At 43.2% G+C, this 863-nt stretch carries 1 protein-coding gene; it reads right to left on the reverse strand.

All coding sequences use genetic code 11. The annotated features are described in order from the left end of the window. Positions 1–18 precede the first annotated feature (18 nt). Positions 19–863: SDR family oxidoreductase (locus A3738_RS20200; RefSeq protein ID WP_068763807.1), on the reverse strand; the 845-nt coding region annotated here is incomplete at its 5' end.

Consider the following 863-nt stretch of genomic DNA (forward strand, 5'->3'; position numbering starts at 1 on the left):
ACTCCTCATCAAATATACTTAGTTCTCTTTCATATCTTTATACGTTCTGAATATCTCTCTCAAAGGTCGTTTTGGCGTAAAGCCAAATTCCTTTTCAAACGCGCTTCCATCGATGACCACAGGATAACGGAAGTAGTTAATCAAATAAGACGGAAACGACTTTAAATTCAGTACGCGCGAAATTAATCGTGGCAGCATTGGCGGGATTGACGGTACAGGGATAGATTGGCAGCCCGACAAAGCAAGTGCATCCTGAAATGCCACCCAATCTCTCGGTGCTACGTTATAGACGCCTCGCTTGTGTTTTTTGTGCGCAAGCTCAATCGCATCGGCCATATCTTCAATGTGAATAAACTGCATGACAGGAGAGAAACCGAGTAAGCTAGGCGGACGTTTACTAGAAAGCAGTCGACTAATAGAGTTATTGACGCCAGGCCCGACGATATTACAAGGACGGAGAATCGTGATGTTTAAATCAGGATATTTCCAAAGGTAAATATTGGCGAGGTTTTCAAGCTCGACTGAATCTACCAAATCCTGCGTTAACTCTGCTGCTTTGAGTGGTGCAGACTCATCGATTAGTGCTGGGTTGTATGCGTCAGCACCATAAACATGAAACGTCGATAAAATAAGCACATGTCGAACACCGTATTTATGACTCAAATCCATGAGTTTTTGTGTGCCCAGTACGTTGGCGTTATAGCGACGCTGCATAGTGAGTTCGCTACTTTGGATACGGCCAAGGTGGATGACGTAGTCGAACTTGTAGGTTTTAAATAAATCTTCAAAGACGCGCTTGTTATAGTCCAGCTTATAGCTAGGAATATTATCGCTATGAAAGGTTTCTTTTCTAAAGTCGACGG

The sequence above is a fragment of the Oleiphilus sp. HI0066 genome, assembly GCF_001635725.1.